Source organism: Streptomyces sp. NPDC004539, assembly GCF_040610055.1.
Lineage (GTDB): Bacteria > Actinomycetota > Actinomycetes > Streptomycetales > Streptomycetaceae > Streptomyces.
This window is the reverse complement of record NZ_JBEXLS010000008.1, coordinates 99,810-120,823: the sequence shown is the minus strand read 5'-3', so window position 1 is coordinate 120,823 and position 21,014 is coordinate 99,810. Positions and strand designations below refer to the sequence as shown.

Here is a 21,014-nt window from a genome sequence, read left to right as displayed (position 1 = left end):
GTAAGTCATGGGGTCTGATACGGGGGTCCTGGGGCCGGCCGGACTCGGGCTGAGTCCGGCCGGACTCCCGTCAGACCTCTTCGACGCTGCTCGGCTCGCGCCGGGACAGGTCGATGCCGAGCTCTTCCGCAGCGCGGAAGACGTCCTCGTCGGTGTCGCGCATCTCGATGGACATGCCGTCCGAGGACAGCACCTCCACGTTGAGGCACAGGGACTGCATCTCCTTGATGAGCACCTTGAAGGACTCGGGGATGCCGGGCTCGGGGATGTTCTCGCCCTTGACGATGGCCTCGTAGACCTTCACGCGGCCGGTGACGTCGTCGGACTTGATGGTCAGCAGCTCCTGGAGGGCGTACGCGGCGCCGTAAGCCTCCAGCGCCCACACCTCCATCTCGCCGAATCGCTGGCCACCGAACTGGGCCTTACCACCCAGCGGCTGCTGGGTGATCATCGAGTACGGACCGGTCGAGCGGGCGTGCAGCTTGTCGTCGACCAGGTGGTGGAGCTTGAGGATGTACATGTAGCCGATGGACACCGGGTCCGGGAACGGCTCACCGCTGCGGCCGTCGAACAGCCGCGCCTTGCCGGTCGGCTGCACCATGCGGTCGCCGTCGCGGTTCGGGATGGTGTGGTTCAGCAGACCCGCGAGCTCGTCCTCACGGGCACCGTCGAACACCGGGGTGGCGACGTTGGTGCCGGGGGCGACCTGGTCGGCGCCGATCACCTGGAGCCGCTTCGCCCAGTCCTCGCCGAGCCCGGAGACGTCCCAGCCGCGGCTGGCGAGCCAGCCGAGGTGGATCTCCAGGACCTGTCCCGGGTTCATTCGGGACGGCACACCCAGCGGGTTGAGGATGATGTCGACCGGGGTGCCGTCCTCCAGGAACGGCATGTCCTCGATCGGCAGGATCTTGGAGATGACACCCTTGTTGCCGTGCCGGCCGGCGAGCTTGTCACCGTCGGTGATCTTCCGCTTCTGCGCGACGTACACGCGCACCAGCTGGTTCACACCGGGGGGAAGCTCGTCCCCCTCCTCGCGGTCGAAGACGCGGACGCCGATGATCTTGCCGATCTCGCCGTGCGGCACCTTCAGCGAGGTGTCACGGACCTCGCGCGCCTTCTCACCGAAGATCGCGCGCAGCAGCCGCTCCTCCGGCGTCAGCTCGGTCTCACCCTTGGGCGTGACCTTGCCGACCAGGATGTCACCGGCGACGACCTCGGCACCGATGCGGATGATGCCGCGCTCGTCGAGGTCGGCGAGGACCTCCTCGGAGACGTTCGGGATGTCCCGGGTGATCTCCTCGGGGCCCAGCTTGGTGTCACGGGCGTCGACCTCGTGCTCCTCGATGTGGATCGAGGAGAGGACGTCGTCCTGGACGAGGCGCTGCGACAGGATGATCGCGTCCTCGTAGTTGTGGCCCTCCCACGGCATGAACGCGACGAGCAGGTTCTTGCCGAGCGCCATCTCGCCGTTCTCGGTGGCCGGACCGTCGGCCAGGACCTGGCCGGTGATGATCCGGTCGCCCTCGTCGACGATGACCTTCTGGTTGACCGAGGTGCCCTGGTTGGAGCGCGAGAACTTGTGCAGGCGGTACGTGATGTACGTGCCGTCGTCGTTCGCGGTGGTGATGTAGTCCGCGGAGACCTCCTGGACCACACCGGGCTTCTCGGCCTTGACGACGTCACCGGCGTCGACGGCGGAGCGGTACTCCATGCCGGTGCCGACGAGCGGGGCCTCGCTCTTGATGAGCGGAACGGCCTGACGCATCATGTTCGCGCCCATGAGGGCACGGTTGGCGTCGTCGTGCTCAAGGAACGGGATCATGGCGGTCGCGACCGACACCATCTGGCGCGGCGAGACGTCCATGTAGTCGACCTCGTCACCGGGGACGTAGTCGACCTCGCCGCCGCGGCGGCGGACCAGCACGCGGTTCTCGGTGAAGCGCAGGTCTTCGTCGAGCGTGGCGTTGGCCTGCGCGATGACGAAGCGGTCCTCCTCGTCGGCGGTCAGGTAGTCGACCTCGTCGGTGACGACACCCTCGACGACCTTGCGGTACGGGGTCTCGACGAAACCGAACGCGTTGACACGGCCGTAGGAGGCGAGCGAGCCGATCAGACCGATGTTCGGGCCTTCGGGGGTCTCGATCGGGCACATGCGGCCGTAGTGCGAGGGGTGCACGTCACGGACCTCGAAGCCGGCCCGCTCACGGGAGAGACCACCCGGACCGAGCGCCGAGAGGCGGCGCTTGTGGGTGAGACCCGACAGCGGGTTGTTCTGGTCCATGAACTGCGACAGCTGGCTGGTGCCGAAGAACTCCTTGATGGAGGCGACGACCGGCCGGATGTTGATCAGGGTCTGCGGCGTGATCGCCTCGACGTCCTGGGTGGTCATGCGCTCGCGCACGACGCGCTCCATACGGGCGAGACCCGTACGGACCTGGTTCTGGATCAGCTCGCCGACCGATCGCAGACGGCGGTTGCCGAAGTGGTCGATGTCGTCGGTCTCGACGACGATCGTCTGACCGCTGTCGCCGACCGTCTCGGTCTCGCCCGCGTGCAGCTTGACGAGGTACTTGATCGTCGCGATGACGTCCTCGACGGTCAGCACACCGGCGTCGAGCGGCGCGTCCGCGGCGAGCTTCTTGTTCACCTTGTAGCGGCCGACCTTCGCGAGGTCGTAGCGCTTCGGGTTGAAGTAGAGGTTCTCCAGCAGCGTCTGCGCGGCCTCACGGGTCGGCGGCTCGCCCGGACGCAGCTTGCGGTAGATGTCGAGCAGCGCGTCGTCCTGGCCCTGGGTGTGGTCCTTCTCCAGGGTGGCGCGCATGGACTCGTACTCGCCGAACTCCTCCAGGATCTGCTCGGTGGTGTAGCCGAGGGCCTTGAGGAGGACGGTCACGGACTGCTTGCGCTTGCGGTCGATGCGGACACCGACCATGTCGCGCTTGTCGATCTCCATCTCCAGCCAGGCACCCCGGGACGGGATGATCTTGGCGGAGAAGATGTCCTTGTCGGACGTCTTGTCGATGGAGGAGTCGAAGTAGACACCGGGCGAGCGCACGAGCTGCGACACGACGACACGCTCGGTGCCGTTGATGACGAAGGTGCCCTTGTTGGTCATGAGCGGGAAGTCGCCCATGAAGACCGTCTGGGACTTGATCTCGCCGGTCTCGTTGTTGGTGAACTCGGCGGTGACGAAGAGCGGCGCGGCGAACGTGAAGTCGCGCTCCTTGCACTCGTCGATGCTGTTCTTCGGCGGCTCGAAGCGGTGGTCGCGGAAGGTCAGCGACATCGACCCGGAGAAGTCCTCGATCGGGGAGATCTCCTCGAAGATCTCCTCCAGACCGGACTTGGTGGGGACGTCCTGACCCGACTCCAGAGCCGCCTCGACGCGGCTCTGCCAGGCGGTGTTGCCGAGCAGCCAGTCGAAGCTCTCGGTCTGGAGCGCGAGCAGGTTCGGAACCTCGAGAGGCTCCTTGATCTTTGCAAAGGAGATGCGCAGCGGGGCAGTGCTGGCGGCGTTGTTCGTATTCGCGGTCGAGGCGGTGCGCGAGGCGGCCAAGAGGGGGTCCTTCCGAGGGCTCGGACTCACTACGCGCTTCCCGGCCCCTCCCCGGCGCACCAAACGACGAAAGTCCCAGCTCAGGGCCGTTTCAGTCGCTGATGCTCAAGTGAGGGCATGCCCCTGGTGACGGGCAGGGGATAGCTAACAGGCAGCGCAAAGGGACAGTGTAGCCATCCGGCACACTGATGTCCAGCCCCGATTTTCAACAGCCCTCGTCGTCACTCACAGTCCTCGGCGCGCTTGCCTTCAACGCACGGTCATCCTGCCCTCTTCGCCGTCGATCCATGCCTCGGATTCGGATCGTTGTGACGACGCGTCCTGAGAATTGCGCGCTGCGTGCTGTTCGTCAAGAGCCCCCCGCCCGAACAGAGGGTGTCCGCAGACACGACGAAGATCACCATACCCCCCGTGAACAGGGGTTCAAGGCAACCGTGGCCGCGCTCCCAGGAACGCCGAAGAGCGACCACCCGGATGGATGATCGCTCTTCGCGGTGCTCGCGTTACAGCCCTACGGGGCTGTTTTCGAGACTGTTTCCGAGACTCGGAAGGTCTTACTTGACCTCGACCGAGGCGCCGGCGCCCTTGAGGGCCTCGGCGGCCTTCTCGGCGGCGTCCTTGGCGACCTTCTCGACGACGGCCTTCGGCGCACCGTCGACCAGGTCCTTGGCCTCCTTGAGGCCCAGGGAGGTCAGCTCACGCACGACCTTGATGACCTGGATCTTCTTGTCGCCGGCGCCGGTGAGGATGACGTCGAACTCGTCCTTCTCCTCGACGGCCTCGGCGGCACCGCCGGCCGCACCACCGGCGACGACGACCGGGGCGGCCGCGGCGGCGGTGACGTCGAACTTCTCCTCGAACGCGGAGACGAACTCGGCGAGCTGGATGAGGGTCATGTTCTCGAACTCGGCGAGCAGTTCGTCCTTGGTGAGCGCCATGATGGCTGCTCCTTCCACTTCTAGATCGGCAGGTGCCGGATGTATGTGTCTGGCGGGCGTTCGGCCCGCTACGACCGATGCGCTGCGGCGGGAAGCCTCACGCGGCGGTCATGATGCGAGCCGAGTTACTCGGCACCGCCCTGCTCGTCCTGCTTGGCGCGCAGCGCGTCCACGGTGCGGACGAGCTTCGTCGGCAGCGCCTGGAAGAGCTGCGCAGCCTGCGTCTGCTTGCCCTTCATGGCACCGGCCAGCTTGGAGAGCAGAACCTCGCGGGACTCGAGGTCCGCAAGCTTCTTGATCTCGTCGGCGGACAGCGCCTTGCCGTCAAGGACACCGCCCTTGATGACGAGGTTCGGGTTGTCCTTGGCGAAGTCACGAAGACCCTTCGCCGACGTCACCGGGTCACCGGTGATGAAGGCGACCGCCGTCGGACCGTTGAACAGGTCGTCGAGCGTCGAGATCCCGGCCTCGTTGGCCGCGATCTTGGTCAGCGTGTTCTTCACCACGGCGTACTGGGCGTCTTCACCGAGCGAACGGCGCAGCGTCTTGAGCTGCGCCACGGTGAGACCCCGGTACTCGGTCAGCACGGCGGCGTTCGAGCTGCGGAACTGGTCCGCGAGCTCGGCTACCGCGGCAGCCTTGTCGGGCCTTGCCATAAGCGTGGCCTCCTTCCGGGTGATGAGGACCGCTCGGAAGGGGCTCGGGAAAACGAAACGCCCCGGCGCAGGCGCACGGGGCGTAGCTCTACCGGACCAGATCCGTGGGCGGACCGAATCCAGGAGCACTTCCACAGTCACCTGCGCGGGTCGTCCGCAATCAGCGAATCCTTCGGCTGCCGTACATCCTGACGGACACACGGCAACGACCAGCGGTCTTTGGCTTCTCAAGGAGAGTACGCGACCGGATCGGCGCGGGGCAAATCCGGTCGTACGACGGTCGGCGGCGCCCTGGCTCAGGCGGCCGGGAGGTCCTCCAGGCCCTGGAGGTCGAGGTCGCCGGCGTCGAGGCCCTCCAGCTCCTTGTCGAGGCCCTCCAGGCTGTCACCGAGCCCCTTGAACATCTCCGCCAGGTCGAAGGTCTCGGCCGCGGGCGGCGCCGTGACCTCGGCCTTCGCGCCGTAGTCCGAGTACTTCATGCCGATCTTGACGGCGCCCTCGGGGGAATCCATGACCATGTCCATGCGGACCGGCAGGTCGTCCTTGTTGACCCAGACGTCGATGTCGTAGCCCTTGATGCCGGACTTCTCGATGGCGTCCAGCATCTCCTTGCGCTCGGCGGAGTCCATGACGTCGAGCGAGTTGTCGGCCGCCAGGGCCTCCTTGACCGTCAGCGTGCCCTTGTAGTGGTCCGCCTCGGTGCCGTCGATCTTCTCGCTGCCGATGTGCTTCAGGTTCGGCGAGTCGAGGAGCAGGGCGAGCTGCTGGCGGGGGTCCTGGTCCATCTCGTCCAGACCGGAGGTGACCTCCTTCTCCAGCGCCTTGTCGCCGGAGGCCGCGGCGGCGGCCTTCATGTCGAGCTTCATCCACCGCTTGCCGTCCATCTCGGCGGCGGCCGACGCGCCCATGTCCATGTACATGATGTTGTCGCGCATGATCATGCGGACGCTCTCCGGAGCGCCCTCCTGGAGAGCGAGCCCGGAACCCTTCATCGTCATGTCCATCACGGTCGGGTCCCAGCCCATGACGCCGGTCATCGTCATGTCGCCGCCTGCTCCGGCGCTCTTCGGCGCGGTCATCGTCATGCTGACCTTGGCGGACTTCGCCTCCGCCGTCTTCTTGAACGACGCCGTCAGCACCTGGGCGGCCGTCCGCTCCACGGTGTCCGAGGCGGTCCCGCAGCCCACGGCGCCGGTCAGCAGCGCGGCGGTCACGACGGCGGTGGCGGTCTTCTTCCGGACGTTCATGAGTCCCCCCAGATCCCAGGAGCCTCCCCAGGCTCCCCCCACATGTGATTTACCTGTGCCGAACCTTAGCCCGAGGCTCCCTTTACTGTCCCTGACGTTTTCAGCTGCCCGACAGTTCCCGCACCAGCTCCGAGAAGTCCGCGGTGTCCGCCGCCGCCGGCCGCCGCGCGGCCACCTCCGTGCCGTACTCGCCGTAGTACGCGGTCTGGCTGTACGCCCCGTCCGCGGTGACGCCCTTCTCCACCTTCTTCACCAGCAGGTTCCGCTCGTCCACCCACACGTCCACCCGCTCGGTCGTCACGTTCGACGCGTCCGAGTCCACACTCCCCGAGTAGTGCGTCGTACGGCGCCCCCGCACCGTCTCCCGGCCGACCTCGCGCACGTCCCCCGAGGCGAGCAGCAGCTCGACCGGGCGGCTCGGGGCCGTGTGCCGGAGCTGGTCCTGGATGTAGGCGCCCGTGCCGCCCGCGAGCCGCTCCAGGTCGTCGTACCCGTACCGCACCCAGTGCCGTCCTCCGGCCTGTTCGGCGAGGGCGGCGCCCAGGCGGGCGTAGTAGGCGTCCGGGAGGTAGCGGGCCTCGGTGGCGGGGGTGCCGGCCGCGCGCATCGTCTCCGCGACGCTGCCGCCGGTGTAGGTGAGGACCAGCGTGCCGGTCAGGCCGCCGGCCCAGGAGACGGCTCCCTCGGCGGTGAGGGACATCAGCTTGCCCATCACGGTGCTCGACTCGACCCGCGCGGAGTGCGCCTCCCGGGTGGCGCGTTCGGCGCTGCGCAGCGCCGCCAGGGGCCGGGCCGCCGCCGCCCGGGTCCGGGTGCCGTCGCCGGTGCCGTCGCCGGAGCCGTCGGCGGACGACGTGCAGGCGACCGTGCCCAGCAGTACCGCCACCGCCGCCGCCCAGATCCCCGCCCGCTTCATCCGCCCCACCGCCCCTGTGCGTTCTCCCCGTGACCGCACGGTAACCCAGCCACCCGGGAAAAGGGGAAGGGCCCCACACCAGGAGGTGTGGGGCCCTGCCGACTACGAGGTGAGCGGTGAGGCTCAGACCGCGGCCGGGTCCTCCTCGACGAGGAGGTTGCGGGTGCGGTTGGGGTCGACCTGGATGCCGGGGCCGATCGTGGTGCTGATCGCGGCCTTCTTGATGTAGCGACCCTTCGCGGCGGACGGCTTGAGACGCGTGATCTCTTCGAGCGCCGCGGCGTAGTTCTCCACCAGCTTGTCGTCGTCGAACGACGTCTTGCCGATGATGAAGTGCAGGTTCGAGTGCTTGTCGACGCGGAACTCGATCTTGCCGCCCTTGATGTCCGTGACGGCCTTGGCCACGTCCGGGGTGACGGTGCCGGTCTTCGGGTTCGGCATCAGACCACGCGGACCGAGCACGCGGCCGAGGCGGCCGACCTTGCCCATGAGGTCCGGGGTGGCGACGACGGCGTCGAAGTCCAGGCGGCCCTTGGCGACCTCGTCGATCAGTTCGTCGGAGCCGACGATGTCGGCGCCCGCGGCTTCCGCGGCAGCTGCACGGTCACCGGTCGCGAAGACCAGGACCCGGGCGGTCTTACCGGTGCCGTGCGGCAGGTTCACGGTGCCACGGACCATCTGGTCGGCCTTGCGCGGGTCGACACCCAGGCGGAAGGCGACCTCGACGGTTCCGTCGAACTTCGAGGTGGAGGTCTCCTTGGCGAGACGGACGGCCTCGAGCGGGGCGTACAGCTTCTCCCGGTCGACCTTGGCGTCCGCAGCGCGGAGAGCCTTGCTGCGCTTGCTCATCTACTGCTCCTGTGTGGTTCTGGAGTCGTGGTCAGGGCCGAGCAGGCCCTCCCACTGAACTGCTCGGGAAGGGGGGAGGGACTCAGCCCTCGACGACGACGCCCATGGAACGCGCGGTGCCGGCGATGATCTTCGCGGCGGCGTCCAGGTCGTTGGCGTTGAGGTCGGGGAGCTTGGTCGTGGCGATCTCGCGGACCTGCGCCTCGGTGATCTTGGCGACCTTGGTCTTGTGCGGCTCGCCGGAGCCCTTCTCGATGCCCGCGGCCTTGAGGATCATCTTGGCGGCCGGCGGCGTCTTGGTCACGAAGGTGAAGGAGCGGTCCTCGTAGACCGTGATCTCCACCGGGATGACCCAGCCACGCTGCGACTCGGTCGCGGCGTTGTACGCCTTGCAGAACTCCATGATGTTGACGCCGTGCTGACCGAGCGCGGGGCCGACCGGCGGGGCGGGGTTCGCCGCACCGGCGTTGATCTGGAGCTTGATGAGCCCCGTGACCTTCTTCTTCTTGGGAGGCATAGCTCTCCGGGTCCTTTCGATTCGGGTCCTGCCCGCCTCCAGGAATCACCCGGACGCAGGCATACCGCACAACGATAGCGGGTATAGATGCGCGGCCAAAAACCGAGCAGGTCAGACAAGCTGTGACAGCCTGTCTGACCTGGCCGGAAGTGTGTCTTCCAGGAAGAGCTAGTTCTTCTGGATCTGGTCGAAGGACAGCTCGACCGGGGTCTCGCGGCCGAAGATCTCCACGAGGCCCTTGACCTTCTTGGAGTCGGCGTTGATCTCGTTGATCGTGGCCTGGAGGGTCGCGAACGGACCGTCGGTCACCGTCACCGAGTCGCCCACCTCGAAGTCCAGCACCTGGACCTCGACCTTGCGCGACGGCGCCGGCTTGCCCTCGGCCTCGGCCGCCTCACGGGCCGCCTTCTCCTCCGCCTCGGGCGCGAGCATCTTGACGATCTCGTCCAGCGTCAGCGGGTAGGGGTCGTAGGCGTTGCCCACGAAGCCGGTGACACCGGGGGTGTTGCGGACGACGCCCCAGGACTCGTTGGTGAGGTCCATCCGGACGAGGACGTACCCGGGGAGCTTGTTCTGCCGGACCGTCTTGCGCTCGCCGTTCTTGATCTGGGCGACCTCTTCCTGCGGCACCTCGGCCTGGAAGATGAAGTCCTCGACGTTGAGCGAGACGGCGCGCTGCTCCAGGTTGGTCTTCACGCGGTTCTCGTAACCGGCGTAGGTGTGGATGACGTACCACTCGCCGGGGAGGGTGCGGAGCTCTTCACGGAGAGCCTCGACGGGGTCGACGGGAGCGGTCTCGACGTCGCCGCCGGACTCCTCTTCCTCGTCGTCGTCCTCGTCGCCCTCTTCGAGGTCGGCGTCCTCTTCCTCTTCGAGGTGGACGGCGTCCTCTTCAGCGGCCTCTCCGGCCTCCGCGTCGGCAGCCTCGACCTCGTCCAGGTCCTCGTCCGCGCCCTCGACGATGTCGAGCTCGTCGTCGACGGACTCGACGGTCTCGGCAGCTTCGCGGTCGTCGTTCAGGTTCTGGTCAGACACGTGGCTGCTTCTTCCTGGGATGCATAGGGGTGGAACATGCGAAAGGGGCGCCGGTTTCCTCGGCGCCCTTCGCTGGTCGGCTCAGCCGAAGACGTACTTGGCCGCGTGACTGAGGCCGTAGTCGATCACCGTGACCAGACCGATCATGATGACCACGAAGACGATCACCACGGTGGTGTAGGTCGTGAGCTGGTTGCGCGTAGGCCAGACTACCTTGCGCAGCTCGGCGACGATCTGACGGTAGAAGAGGGCCAGACGCTTCAGCGGGCCTCTCTTGGCGCGCTTGCCGCCCTTGCGCGCCTTCTTCTTGCTCTCAGGCGCTTCGTCCTGGGCATCAGGCGTGTCGATGGAGCCCACGGCATCCGCCATTCGTCCTCACCTGTTCCCGGGTCGTGGCCGTGCCGCGCCCGGTCTGAGCCGCACGACGGTGCAGTGCTGTATGTACCTGCGCACACTTCCCGAAGGTTTCAGGAGTGTGAAGCAGGGCCGGAGGGACTTGAACCCCCAACCGCTGGTTTTGGAGACCAGTGCTCTACCAATTGAGCTACGACCCTTTGTCTGCCCCTCAACCTACCGTATCCACCCGGGTGCTTGGTGTGCACCGCTTGTGGCACGGCTGTTGTGGGCCAACGACGGATGAGTGTACGTGCTCAGGGGCCGTGCGTCGAACGCGAAGCGCTCTTGATCGGATTCAGTCTGATGTTCCGTCGGTTCACGCAGGTGTCACCCCGGGTTGCCCAGTCCGTGAAACCGGCGTGCCGGTGGTGTTCCGGGTCTGAAAACATGGGCCCCATGAGCGCTGCAACCTCTCCCACCGAACGCCGGGTCTCGGCCCGCATCGGCGCGATCTCCGAGTCCGCGACCCTCGCCGTGGACGCCAAGGCGAAGGCCCTGAAGGCCGCCGGGCGTCCGGTGATCGGTTTCGGCGCGGGTGAGCCCGACTTCCCGACCCCGGACTACATCGTCGAAGCGGCCGTCGAAGCCTGCAAGAACCCGAAGTACCACCGCTACACCCCGGCGGGCGGCCTGCCCGAGCTGAAGGCCGCGATCGCCGCGAAGACCCTGCGCGACTCGGGTTACGAGGTCGACGCGTCCCAGATCCTCGTCACCAACGGCGGCAAGCAGGCCATCTACGAGGCGTTCGCCGCGATCCTCGACCCGGGTGACGAGGTCATCGTCCCGGCCCCGTACTGGACGACCTACCCGGAGTCGATCCGGCTGGCCGGCGGTGTCCCGGTGGAGGTCGTCGCGGACGAGACGACCGGCTACCGCGTCTCCGTCGAGCAGCTGGAGGCGGCCCGCACCGCGCAGACGAAGGTCCTGCTCTTCGTCTCGCCGTCCAACCCGACGGGCGCGGTCTACAGCCGCGAGCAGGTCGAGGAGATCGGCCGCTGGGCCGCCGAGCACGGCCTGTGGGTCCTGACGGACGAGATCTACGAGCACCTCGTGTACGGCGACGCCGAGTTCCACTCGCTGCCGGTCGTCGTCCCCGAGCTGGCCGACCGCACGATCGTCGTGAACGGCGTCGCCAAGACGTACGCGATGACCGGCTGGCGCGTGGGCTGGGTCATCGGCCCGAAGGACGTCGTCAAGGCCGCGACCAACCTCCAGTCGCACGCCACGTCCAACGTCTCCAACGTCGCCCAGGTCGCCGCGCTCGCCGCGGTCTCCGGGGACCTGTCGGCCGTGGACGAGATGAAGGTCGCGTTCGACCGGCGGCGCCGGACGATCGTGCGGATGCTGAACGAGATCGACGGCGTGTTCTGCCCGGAGCCGGAGGGCGCGTTCTACGCGTACCCGTCCGTGAAGGAGCTGCTCGGCAAGGAGATCCGCGGGAAGCGTCCGGCCACCTCGGTGGAGCTGGCCGAGCTGATCCTGGAGGAGGCCGAGGTCGCGGTCGTCCCCGGTGAGGCGTTCGGTACGCCGGGGTACCTGCGGCTGTCGTACGCGCTGGGGGACGAGGACCTGGTCGAGGGTGTCTCGCGGTTGCAGAAGCTGCTGGGCGAGGCGAAGTAGGGCCTTGCCTGTACGGGTCGGCCCACTCGATTTGAGTGGGCCGGCCCGTTTTTTTGTGCGAGCAAGACCACGTTCAGGGAACCGGCTACCGGCCTCTCACCCGAGTACGGCAGTATCGGCGGATGGAGCGTGTACGTGATCTCTCTCAACTCCCCAAGGCCCATCTGCATCTGCACTTCACCGGTTCGATGCGGCCCGCGACCGTGCTGGAGCTGGCCGACAAGTACGGTGTGCGGCTGCCGGAGGCGCTGACCGAGGCGCTGACCAGCGGGGAGCCTCCGCAGCTGAGGGCCACGGACGAACGGGGCTGGTTCCGCTTCCAGCGGCTGTACGACGCGGCGCGCTCGTGCCTCAGAGAGCCCGACGACATCCGGCGGCTGGTGCGGGAGGCCGCCGAGGAGGACGTCAGGGACGGTTCCGGGTGGCTGGAGATCCAGGTCGACCCGACGTCGTACGCGCCCCGGCTGGGCGGGCTGATCCCGGCGCTGGAGATCATCCTGGACGCGGTGGAGACGACCTCGCGGGAGACCGGGCTCGGGATGCGGGTGCTGGTCGCGGCGAACCGGATGAAGCATCCGCTGGACGCGCGGACGCTGGCCCGGCTGGCCGTCCGGTACGCCGGGCACGGCGTGGTCGGCTTCGGGCTCTCCAACGACGAACGGCGGGGGATGGCGCGGGACTTCGACCGGGCGTTCGCGATCGCGCGGGAGGGCGGGCTGCTGTCGGCGCCGCACGGCGGTGAGCTGACCGGTCCCTCGTCCGTCCGTGACTGCCTGGACGACCTGCACGCGACCCGGATCGGCCACGGGGTCCGCGCGGCGGAGGACCCGCGCCTGCTGAGGCGCCTCGCGGAGCGGGGCATCACGTGCGAGGTCTGCCCCGCGTCGAACGTGGCCCTGGGCGTCTACGAGAAGCCGGAGGACGTCCCTCTCCGCGTCCTGTACGACGCCGGCGTCCCCATGGCCCTCGGCGCCGACGACCCCCTCCTCTTCGGCTCCCGCCTCGCCGCCCAGTACGAGATCGCCCGCCACCACCACGGCTTCACGGACGAGGAACTGGCGGAACTGGCCCGCCAGTCGATCCGGGGCTCGGCGGCACCGGAGGACATCAGGGGGAAGCTGCTGTCCGGGGTGGACGACTGGATCGGGACGCCGGTGTCTTGAGGGCCGGCGGCGTTTTCCGGTCTGGTGGTGTTTTCCGGTCCGGCGGTGTCGGGGGTTCCTGGAAGCAGACCAGGACCTCGAGGGGGTGTCCGCCACCTGGAGGCTGGACGAGCGCCGGGAGGTTGGTCATGAGGGCCGAGTGCCCCTGGGCGACGCCCTTCTGACGCGGTCCCCAGCCTGCCGCGTACGCCAGCGTCATCGCCGTCTCCGCGAAGAGGTCCCGGCTGCCGAAGAGAAGGAACGTCCGGGCATGGGTGGCGTGCCGGAAGGTGTCGCGGAAGTCGGCGTGCCGGCTGTGCCGGCGCCAGACCGCCGCGTCCCGTGCGGTACGGGCCTCGTCGGTACGGACGGTCAGCGGGGCACCGGCGCCGAGGCTTCGCCGCAGTCCCGGCCACTGGCTCGCGCGCAGCCCGTACGTGTGGTGGACGAGCAGCAGGTCGACCCGCTCACCGAGGTTGTCGGCCGGTGGCGGACCGTCGCGCAGGGGGACGTGGACGATCGTGTGCCGGGAGTACGCGGCGAAGGAGAACAGGCCCGCGAGCCTGTTCAGGCCGTCACGATCGCCGTGCAGGAAGCCGATCGGCTCGGGGGCTCTGAGCGAGGTGTGGCGCAGGGAGGTTCTCGGCTGGACGACTCGGTGGGCGCCGGGCGTGAACTCGGTGAGCCTCAGGCGCATGGGTGATGCCTCATGGAGGCAGCGTCACGGCTCGACCGGGAGGTGTGCAACGGGAATTACGGGGGCCGGGGCGGTCTCGGTGGGAGGCGGGGTGGGTTGCGTGAGGCCCGCGAGGAGGGTGCGGGCGAGGCGCGCGGCGAACGTGTCCGTGTCGGGACGGCCGTCGGCGGCCTCGTAGGCGAACGCCCGCTGCGCGCAGGCGCCGAGGAGGAGGGAGGCGGCGGCGAAGGTGTCGGCGGCGGGGGCGACACGGCCGAGGGACTGCTCCGCCCGGAGGTACGCGGCGAGGAGGTCGATGGGGACGTGCGGCCCGGCCCCCTTCTCGCGCATCACCTCGTCGTGCCGCCGCTTGAGGGCGGTCTCGGCGTACAGGGACGCGGCGATCGGGAAGCTCTCGTCGTAGAAGAGGACGGCCTGCCGGGCGATCTCGGTGAGGTTCTCCTCCAGCGTGCCCCGCCCGGGCTCCGCGGCGAGGCTGCCGAGGAGGGGGGTCAGCCGCGGGAGACGTTGCATGAGGACCTGGACGAAGAGCTCCTCCTTGCTGTCGAAGTGCTTGTAGAGGGCCGCCTCCGAGCACCCCGCCGCCTTCGCGATCTCCTTGGTGGTGGCCCGCGCCAGCCCGACCGTGCGCATCAGTTCGTGGGCGGCGTCGAGGATGCGTGCTCGGGTGGGCCTGGGTTCCATGGGGACATCCGTTCGGTGTGGGCACTTGACGGGTGAGTGATTACTTACCCACTCTAGGAGAAGACAAGGTGAGTGAGCACTCACTCACCCTTCTTCCACTGGGGGTCCGTCATGAAACTCACCGTCCTGGGAGCCACCGGAGGCATCGGCGGGGAACTCGTCCGCCAGGCCCTCGACGCGGGCCACGACGTCACCGCCGTCGTCCGCGACCCCGCCCGCCTGACCGTCACCGGCGCCCGCCTGGAGGTCTTCCGCGCCGACCTCACCGACCCCGAGGCCCTGCGCCCCGCGCTGGCCGGCGGCGACGCCGTCCTCTCCGGCCTCGGCCCGCGCGGCCGCAAGGACGCCGGCGTCGCCACCCGCCTCACCCGCACCGCCCTCGCGGCCCTGGAGACGACGGACGTACGACGGTTCCTGCTGGTCAGCGCCTCACCCGTGGGCCCCGCCCCGGCGGACGACGGCCCGCTGGACCGGTTCATGCGCGGCGCGGTCTCCGCGGTCCTGCGCCCCGTCTACGACGACCTGCGGGCGATGGAGGCCGACGTCGCCCGCTCCACGACCGACTGGACGTTCGTCCGCCCGCCCCGCCTCCAGGACAAGCCCGTCACCGGCGTCTACCGCACGGTGGTCGGCGGCTTCCCGCGCGCGGGGCGCTTCATCGGACGGGCGGACGTGGCCCACGCGATGCTGGGGATGATCGGGGAGGTGGGGACGGTGAAGCAGGGGGTGGGGGTGGCGTACTGAGGGGCGAGCGGGCTCGACGGCGTACGGCCTCGGCCCGCGCACCTCGGCCGGACCCTGCCGGAGAGCACGCGCCCCCGCTTCCTCAAAGGCTGACCCCCACCATCACCGGCTCGTTCACCAGCGTCACCCCGAACGCCGTCTCCACCCCGGCGACGACCTCGCGGGCCAGGGCGAGGAGGTCCTCGGTGGTGGCGGTGCCCCGGTTGGTGAGGGCGAGGGTGTGCTTGGTGGAGAGGCGGGCGGGGCCGGTGCCGTACCCCTTGGTGAAGCCGGCCTTGTCGATGAGCCAGGCCGCGGACGTCTTCGTACGGCCCTCTCCCGCCGGGTAGGCGGGCGGTTCGGCGCCCTCCCCGAGCCGCTCCCCCACGCGCGCGTGGAACGCCGCGAACTCGGCGTCCGTGAGGATCGGGTTGGTGAAGAAGGAGCCGGCGGACCAGGTGTCGTGGTCCTCGGGGTCCAGGACCATGCCCTTGCCCGCGCGCAGCCTCAGCACCGTCTCCCGCGCGGCGCCGAGCGCGACCCGCTCCCCCACCTCGACGCCGAGCGCCCGCGCGGTCTCCGCGTACTTCACGGGCGCCGACATCCCGCCCGCGTCCTCCAGGGCGAAGCGGACGCGCAGGACGACGTACCGCTCGGGGTCGTCCTTGAAGCGGCTGTGGCGGTACGAGAAGGCGCACTCGGCGTTCGACAGCGTGACCGTCCCGCCCGCGCGCCGGTCGTAGGCGACGACCTCGGTGATCGTCGAGGAGACCTCCTGGCCGTACGCCCCGACGTTCTGGATCGGCGTCGCGCCCGCCGAGCCCGGAATGCCGGCGAGGCACTCGATCCCGGCGAGCCCGGCCTCCACCGCGCGCGCGACGGCGTCCGTCCACACCTCGCCCGCGGCCAGCTCCAGCGTCGTACCGCTCAGCTGCACGCCGCGCGTCGCGATGCGCAGTGCCGTGCCCTCGAAGCCCTTGTCGCCGACGACGAGGTTGGAGCCGCCGCCGACGATCAGCAGCGGCACCCCGGAGGCGTCCGCCTCGCGCACGGCCTCGATCACCTCGGCGTCGGTGGTCGCGGTCACCAGGCGGGAGGCGGGGCCGCCGAGCCGGAACGTGGTCAGCGGGGCGAGCGGGGCGTCCTGAAGTTCGAGCACGCGGCCAAGCCTACGAGACGGCACTGACAACGCCGGTCTGCCGCCGGGCATGCGTAAGGGGCGCCTCGCCATGGAGAACGCCCCTTACAGCAACGGCTCAGGCCAGGCGGACGACAGCCCGGGACATGCCGAGGACCTTCTGGCCCGCGCTGGTGACGGTGAGGTCGACGCGGACGGTGTTGTCGTCGAGCTTGGCGCCGACCTTGGCGGTGACCTCGATGAGGGCGCCCTCGTCGTCGTTCGGGACGACGACGGGCTTGGTGAAGCGGACGCCGTAGTCGACGATCGCGCCGGGGTCGCCGGTCCAGTCGGTGACGACGCGGACGGCCTCGGCCATGGTGAACATGCCGTGCGCGATGACGTCCGGGAGGCCGACCTCCTTGGCGAACCTCTCGTTCCAGTGGATGGGGTTGAAGTCGCCGGAGGCGCCCGCGTAGCGCACGAGCGTGGCGCGGGTCACGGGGAAGGTGCGGGCGGGCAGTTCGGTGCCGACCTCGACGTCGTCGTAAGAAATCTTCGCCGTCATGGGATTCCTCACGCCTCCTCGGTGACCGCGCGGGCCACGAGCTTGGTCCAGGCGGTCACGACGTGCTCGCCGGCCTCGTCGAAGACCTCGCCGCGGATGTCCACGATGTCGTTGCCGGCCATCGACTTGATGGCCTCGATGGTGGTGGTGACGCTCAGCCGGTCGCCCGCGCGCACGGGACGGACGTACGCGAACTTCTGGTCGCCGTGTACGACGCGGCTGTAGTCGAGGCCCAGCTGCGGGTCCTCGACGACCTGTCCGGCCGCCTTGAAGGTGATGGAGAACACGAACGTCGGCGGGGCGATCACGTCGGGGTGCCCGAGCGCCTTCGCGGCCTCGGGGTCCGTGTACGCGGGGTGGTCGTCACCGACCGCCACGGCGAACTCGCGAATCTTCTCCCGGCCCACCTCGTAGGGCGCGGTGGGCGGGTAGCTCCGCCCCACGAAGGACTGGTCGAGCGCCATGGGCCCGGCACCTCTCTGGTTGCTCTACTGACCGGTACTACCTGTTCAACGACGTGAGGCCGCCCCCGATCTCTCGGGGACGGCCTCACGTACGAGCCTGATTTATCGCGTTTCGCGGTGCGCGGTGTGCGCGTTGCAACGCGGGCAGTGCTTCTTCATCTCCATGCGGTCCGGGTTGTTACGCCGGTTCTTCTTGGTGATGTAGTTCCGCTCCTTGCACTCCACGCAGGCCAGCGTGATCTTCGGGCGGACGTCGGTGGCAGCCACGTGAGTGCTCCTTGACGGACGGGTTGAATGGTTTAACGCATAAAAGAGTAGCCGACTGGAGGACCGACCCCACAATCGGCTACTGCTCGTAGCGGTGACCGGACTTGAACCGGTGACACAGCGATTATGAGCCGCTTGCTCTACCGACTGAGCTACACCGCTGTGATGAGATCCGTTCCCGCCTCGCGGCCGGAAGCCTTGTGGCGGGAACCTCTCTCACCAGAGCCCCAATACGGAATCGAACCGTAGACCTTCTCCTTACCATGGAGACGCTCTACCGACTGAGCTATTGGGGCGAGCGAGGAAGACATTACACGCTCCTCGGGCGTTCACCCAAATCCGTTGTCCAGCCCTGTGCGGGCCCGGATTCCGGCCTGTCACAGGGGCCCCGGGAGCCTCCGCGACCCGGCGGACCACACCGGTACGACTATTCCGTCCCTCCCTGACAGCGTCGTACGGCCGCCCTAGGCTCGACTCACTCTGTGTGATCTTCCAGCCCCCCTGGACCGGGGTTCCTTCGTCGTCCCCAGCCTCTGGCCCTAGCTTCTGGAGCGCGATGCCCGACAGTCAGCCCCAGCCGTCCCCGTCGTCGTCCTCCGGCGGCCGGCAGGACCCGTCGGCCCTCCTGCTGTGCGGAGCCAGGCTCACCGACGGCCGGACCGTGGACGTACGGCTCGGGGGCGGGCGGATCGAGGCGGTCGGCACGGCGGGCAGCCTGGCCTCGGCACCCACGCGCGGGAGCCGCGTCGACCTCTCCGGCTACCTCCTGCTGCCCGCCCCCGCCGAACCGCACGCCCACGCGGACACCGCCCAGTCTGCCGACACGGACGGTCCGGTGTCGTACGCCCCGGAGGACGTCCAGCGGCGGGCCACCGAAGCGGCCCTCCTGCAACTCGGGCACGGCGCGACCGCCTTGCGCGCGCACGTACGCGTGGGCGACGTCCAGGGGCTCGGCGCGCTGGGCGCTGTCCTCCAGGCACGCCGTTCGCTGCGGGGGCTCGCGGAGCTGACGACCGTCGCGGTGCCGCGGCTGCTGACCGGGGTGGCCGGCGCGGACGGGCTCGCGATGCTCCGGGACGCGCTGAAGATGGGCGCCGCGGTGGTGGGCGGCTGTCCCGACCTCGACCCCGATCCGACGGGGTACGTGGAGGCCGTCCTGGAGCTCGCCGCCGAACACGGCTGCCCGGTGGACCTGCACACGGACGCCGCCGACCCGGGCCGGCTCGCCCGGCTCGCCGCGCAGTGCGGCGGGCTGCGCCCCGGGGTGACGCTCGGGCCCTGCGGCGCGCTGCCCGCCGAGCACGCCTCCCGGACGGCCGATCAGCTCGCCGCCGCGGGCGTCACCGTCGTCTGCCTCCCCCAGGGCTCCTGCGGGGCCGTCACAGGCCGCGGAACGGCCCCTGTACGGCTCCTGCGGGCGGCCGGCGTGCGCGTCGCCGCGGGGAGCGGGGCGCTGCGGGACGTCTCCAACCCGGTCGGCCGGGGGGACCCGCTGGAGGCCGCCTATCTGCTGGCCTCCCGGGAGGGGCTGCGGCCCGAGGACGCGTACGACGCGGTCAGCGCGTCCGCGCGGGCGGTGCTGGGGTTGCCGGAGGTGCGGGTGGAGGCGGGGTTTCCGGCGGAGTTGCTGGCGGTACGGGGGGAGCGGCTGGCGGGGGCGTTGTCGCTCGCCTACAGCCGGATCGTGGTTCATCGGGGGCGGGTGGTGGCTCGGACGAGTGCGGTGCGGGAGTACTGCAATTCGGCTGTGGCGGCGGAGTCGGGGTTGCCTCGGCAGGGGCGGGGGGAGGTGTCGTAGGGGGGTGGGGTGGGACCGGGGTTGGAGCTGGGGGCGGGGTGGTTGGGGTGGTTGGGGTGGTTGGGGTGGTTGGCATATTTTCTGACGAGCCGACTTACTCGGAGCCGTGCGGCGGACGGGACTGCCGGGGCGTACGGTCGAAGGCATGCGCATTGTCATCGCCGGAGGTCATGGTCAGATCGCGTTGCGGCTGGAGCGGTTGCTCGCCGCGCGCGGGGACGAGGTCGCGGGGGTCATCCGCAAGGCCGGGCAGGGGGACGCCCTGCGGGCGGCCGGTGCCGAACCGGTCGTGCTGGATCTGGAGTCGGCGTCCGTCGAGGAGGTCGCGGAGGTGCTCCGGGGCGCCGACGCGGCCGTGTTCGCGGCGGGCGCGGGGCCGGGCAGCGGGGTGACCCGCAAGGACACCGTCGACAAGGGCGCGGCGGTCCTGTTCGCCGACGCGGCCGTCCGCGCGGGGGTGCGGCGGTTCCTGGTGGTGTCCTCGATGGGTGCGGACGCCGGTCACACCGGGGGCGAGGTCTTCGACGCCTACCTGCGCGCGAAGGGTGAGGCCGACGGGTACGTCCAGGGTCTGGACGCGCTCGACTGGACGGTCCTGCGGCCCGGCGGGCTCACCGACGACGCCGGGACCGGGCTGGTGCGGCTGGAGGCGCGTACGGGGCGCGGGATGGTCACCCGGGACGATGTGGCCGCGGTCCTCGCGGAGTTGCTGGAGACGCCGGCGACGGCGGGGCTGACGCTGGAGCTGGTGGGGGGTTCCACGCCGGTGTCGGTGGCGGTGAAGTCGGTCGCGGGGAACTGAGGGGGAGGCGGGGCCGGGTGGGGTGGGGCGCGGGGCGCGGGGTCCGGGGAGTGTCGGGACTTCGCGGCCGGGACTTCGCGGCCGGGGCCGGGAACTGACGGCGGCTCAGGGGCGTTGTACGGCTGAGGGGCTGGTCAGAAGAGGGGGAGCTGGCCGGGGAACTCGGGGACGGTGAAGCCGTCTAGGGACGGCTGGGCCGCGCCGAGCTGGGCGGGGCGGCGGGAGCCGGGGCAGGACGTGAGCTCGCCGGTGCCGCGGGCGCCGGGCGGGTCGTGCCGGGCGAACCGTCCGGCGACGACGGCGATCTCGCGGCGGCACTCGGGGCAGGTTCTGCGGCGGCTGGACATGAGGTCAGTGTGCCTCAGTGGGCCACGCGGGTACGGCCTCGCGGCACGCTGCGGGGCAGCGCGGAAACGTGCGATCAACTCCCTAGCATCCGATCCCGTGTCACACACCTTCGAGGAACTGGTGCACCGTCAGCGCGCCGCGGACGAGGCGCACACCCGCGTGCAGGAGCTGCGCGACAGCTACGGCTCCCCCACGACCACCCCGTGGTCGGAGACCCAGACGGACACCTACGAGACCGCCTGGCGGGCCTGGCGCGACCTCGCCCGCGACGCGCAGTCGGCGGTGACGGAACACGCCCGCGCCGAGGAGCGGCCCCGCAGCGAGGTCGAGGCGGAGGTGAAACGCGCCGCCCGCGAACCGGCCGCTCCGCCGGAGGACGCCTGAATCCGGCGCGGAATTCCGGGGAGGCCGGGGCTGGAGGTCAGGGCTGAGGGCCGGGGCCCGGGGGCCGGGGCCGGGGGCCGGGGCTGTCAGGGTTGCCGGGGCTGTGATCTTCTTCATGAGCCGCCACCGCACGCACACATGACGAAGGGCCCGTGACCCACTGTTTGAGTGGATCACGGGCCCTTGCGTTCCCGTGTGGCGGCGCCAGGATTCGAACCTGGGAAGGCTGAGCCGGCAGATTTACAGTCTGCTCCCTTTGGCCGCTCGGGCACACCGCCGGGGTTTTGTCG

General features: G+C 69.6%; 22 protein-coding genes and 4 tRNA genes. 6 read left to right on the top strand and 20 right to left on the bottom strand.

Annotation, left to right across the window (positions count from 1 at the left end; translation table 11 throughout):
- Positions 1–70: 70 nt before the first annotated feature.
- From rpoB to ABZX85_RS18600, 10 genes are all read right to left on the bottom strand, one after another.
- Complete coding sequence (rpoB, locus tag ABZX85_RS18645; protein WP_355869255.1) at positions 71–3,556, bottom strand: DNA-directed RNA polymerase subunit beta; 3,486 nt, start codon at positions 3,554–3,556, stop codon at positions 71–73.
- A 554-nt stretch (positions 3,557–4,110) separates the two neighbouring features.
- The gene (rplL, locus tag ABZX85_RS18640; RefSeq protein WP_355869956.1) at positions 4,111–4,497 is read right to left on the bottom strand and encodes a 50S ribosomal protein L7/L12; all 387 of its coding nucleotides are present in this window, start codon (positions 4,495–4,497) and stop codon (positions 4,111–4,113) included.
- Positions 4,498–4,619: 122 nt separating this feature from the next.
- A complete protein-coding gene (rplJ, locus tag ABZX85_RS18635; RefSeq protein ID WP_355869252.1) occupies positions 4,620–5,150 on the bottom strand; it encodes a 50S ribosomal protein L10 in 531 nt (176 codons plus the stop codon).
- A gap of 296 nt (positions 5,151–5,446) precedes the next feature.
- Positions 5,447–6,397, bottom strand: coding sequence for a hypothetical protein (locus ABZX85_RS18630; protein WP_355869249.1), 951 nt, complete (start codon positions 6,395–6,397; stop codon positions 5,447–5,449).
- 100 nt (positions 6,398–6,497) lie between these two features.
- On the bottom strand, positions 6,498–7,313 hold the full coding sequence (locus ABZX85_RS18625; protein WP_355869247.1) for a hypothetical protein: 816 nt from the start codon (positions 7,311–7,313) through the stop codon (positions 6,498–6,500).
- 123 nt (positions 7,314–7,436) lie between these two features.
- Positions 7,437–8,162 carry a 50S ribosomal protein L1 gene (gene rplA, locus ABZX85_RS18620; RefSeq protein ID WP_355869244.1) on the bottom strand — a complete coding sequence of 242 codons (726 nt, stop codon included), beginning with the start codon at positions 8,160–8,162 and terminating at the stop codon, positions 7,437–7,439.
- An 82-nt stretch (positions 8,163–8,244) separates the two neighbouring features.
- On the bottom strand, positions 8,245–8,679 hold the full coding sequence (gene rplK, locus ABZX85_RS18615) for a 50S ribosomal protein L11 (protein WP_355869241.1): 435 nt from the start codon (positions 8,677–8,679) through the stop codon (positions 8,245–8,247).
- Between the two features lie 168 nt (positions 8,680–8,847).
- Positions 8,848–9,714 (bottom strand): transcription termination/antitermination protein NusG, encoded by an 867-nt coding sequence (gene nusG / locus ABZX85_RS18610; protein WP_355869238.1) that lies wholly within the window; start codon positions 9,712–9,714, stop codon positions 8,848–8,850.
- A gap of 81 nt (positions 9,715–9,795) precedes the next feature.
- Positions 9,796–10,083: a preprotein translocase subunit SecE gene (secE, locus tag ABZX85_RS18605; protein ID WP_010354295.1), complete on the bottom strand. Its 288-nt coding sequence runs from the start codon at positions 10,081–10,083 to the stop codon at positions 9,796–9,798.
- 112 nt (positions 10,084–10,195) lie between these two features.
- Positions 10,196–10,268, bottom strand: a tRNA-Trp gene (locus ABZX85_RS18600).
- 238 nt (positions 10,269–10,506) lie between these two features.
- On the opposite strand from ABZX85_RS18600, the gene ABZX85_RS18595 reads away from it, so the two are divergent.
- Complete coding sequence (locus ABZX85_RS18595) at positions 10,507–11,730, top strand: pyridoxal phosphate-dependent aminotransferase (protein WP_355869235.1); 1,224 nt, start codon at positions 10,507–10,509, stop codon at positions 11,728–11,730.
- Between the two features lie 122 nt (positions 11,731–11,852).
- Entirely contained in the window at positions 11,853–12,893 is a 1,041-nt protein-coding gene (locus ABZX85_RS18590) for an adenosine deaminase (RefSeq protein ID WP_355869232.1), read from the top strand.
- On the opposite strand, the gene ABZX85_RS18585 is transcribed toward ABZX85_RS18590, so the two are convergent.
- Together ABZX85_RS18585 and ABZX85_RS18580 are read right to left on the bottom strand one after the other, a co-directional pair.
- Positions 12,838–13,569: a hypothetical protein gene (locus ABZX85_RS18585; RefSeq protein WP_355869230.1), complete on the bottom strand. Its 732-nt coding sequence runs from the start codon at positions 13,567–13,569 to the stop codon at positions 12,838–12,840. The genes ABZX85_RS18590 and ABZX85_RS18585 overlap by 56 nt on opposite strands.
- A 24-nt stretch (positions 13,570–13,593) precedes the next feature.
- Positions 13,594–14,253 (bottom strand): helix-turn-helix domain-containing protein, encoded by a 660-nt coding sequence (locus tag ABZX85_RS18580; RefSeq protein WP_355869227.1) that lies wholly within the window; start codon positions 14,251–14,253, stop codon positions 13,594–13,596.
- A gap of 111 nt (positions 14,254–14,364) precedes the next feature.
- Here ABZX85_RS18580 and ABZX85_RS18575 point away from each other — a divergent pair, with 111 nt between their 5' ends.
- Positions 14,365–14,997 (top strand): NAD(P)H-binding protein, encoded by a 633-nt coding sequence (locus ABZX85_RS18575; RefSeq protein ID WP_355869954.1) that lies wholly within the window; start codon positions 14,365–14,367, stop codon positions 14,995–14,997.
- Between the two features lie 82 nt (positions 14,998–15,079).
- Here ABZX85_RS18575 and ABZX85_RS18570 read toward each other — a convergent pair whose 3' ends face one another.
- The 6 genes from ABZX85_RS18570 to ABZX85_RS18545 all read right to left on the bottom strand — a co-directional run bounded on the left by ABZX85_RS18570 (position 15,080) and on the right by ABZX85_RS18545 (position 17,688).
- Positions 15,080–16,135, bottom strand: coding sequence for a UDP-N-acetylmuramate dehydrogenase (locus ABZX85_RS18570; protein WP_355869224.1), 1,056 nt, complete (start codon positions 16,133–16,135; stop codon positions 15,080–15,082).
- Between the two features lie 97 nt (positions 16,136–16,232).
- A complete protein-coding gene (locus ABZX85_RS18565; RefSeq protein WP_355869221.1) occupies positions 16,233–16,661 on the bottom strand; it encodes a MaoC family dehydratase in 429 nt (142 codons plus the stop codon).
- Between the two features lie 8 nt (positions 16,662–16,669).
- Positions 16,670–17,125, bottom strand: coding sequence for a MaoC family dehydratase N-terminal domain-containing protein (locus tag ABZX85_RS18560; RefSeq protein WP_355869218.1), 456 nt, complete (start codon positions 17,123–17,125; stop codon positions 16,670–16,672).
- A 102-nt stretch (positions 17,126–17,227) separates the two neighbouring features.
- A complete protein-coding gene (gene rpmG / locus ABZX85_RS18555; protein WP_018834916.1) occupies positions 17,228–17,392 on the bottom strand; it encodes a 50S ribosomal protein L33 in 165 nt (54 codons plus the stop codon).
- A gap of 89 nt (positions 17,393–17,481) precedes the next feature.
- A tRNA-Met gene (locus tag ABZX85_RS18550) sits at positions 17,482–17,554 on the bottom strand.
- 61 nt (positions 17,555–17,615) lie between these two features.
- A tRNA-Thr gene (locus ABZX85_RS18545) sits at positions 17,616–17,688 on the bottom strand.
- A gap of 260 nt (positions 17,689–17,948) precedes the next feature.
- Here ABZX85_RS18545 and ABZX85_RS18540 point away from each other — a divergent pair.
- Both ABZX85_RS18540 and ABZX85_RS18535 read left to right on the top strand, forming a co-directional pair.
- Complete coding sequence (locus ABZX85_RS18540) at positions 17,949–19,190, top strand: amidohydrolase family protein (RefSeq protein WP_355869215.1); 1,242 nt, start codon at positions 17,949–17,951, stop codon at positions 19,188–19,190.
- Positions 19,191–19,335: 145 nt separating this feature from the next.
- On the top strand, positions 19,336–19,992 hold the full coding sequence (locus ABZX85_RS18535; RefSeq protein ID WP_355869212.1) for an NAD(P)H-binding protein: 657 nt from the start codon (positions 19,336–19,338) through the stop codon (positions 19,990–19,992).
- 134 nt (positions 19,993–20,126) lie between these two features.
- Here the strand turns inward: ABZX85_RS18535 and ABZX85_RS18530 are convergent, their stop codons facing one another.
- Positions 20,127–20,339, bottom strand: coding sequence for a hypothetical protein (locus ABZX85_RS18530; RefSeq protein WP_355869210.1), 213 nt, complete (start codon positions 20,337–20,339; stop codon positions 20,127–20,129).
- 97 nt (positions 20,340–20,436) lie between these two features.
- Here ABZX85_RS18530 and ABZX85_RS18525 point away from each other — a divergent pair, with 97 nt between their 5' ends.
- On the top strand, positions 20,437–20,724 hold the full coding sequence (locus ABZX85_RS18525) for a hypothetical protein (protein ID WP_355869207.1): 288 nt from the start codon (positions 20,437–20,439) through the stop codon (positions 20,722–20,724).
- Between the two features lie 196 nt (positions 20,725–20,920).
- Here the strand turns inward: ABZX85_RS18525 and ABZX85_RS18520 are convergent.
- A tRNA-Tyr gene (locus tag ABZX85_RS18520) sits at positions 20,921–21,002 on the bottom strand.
- Positions 21,003–21,014 lie beyond the last annotated feature (12 nt).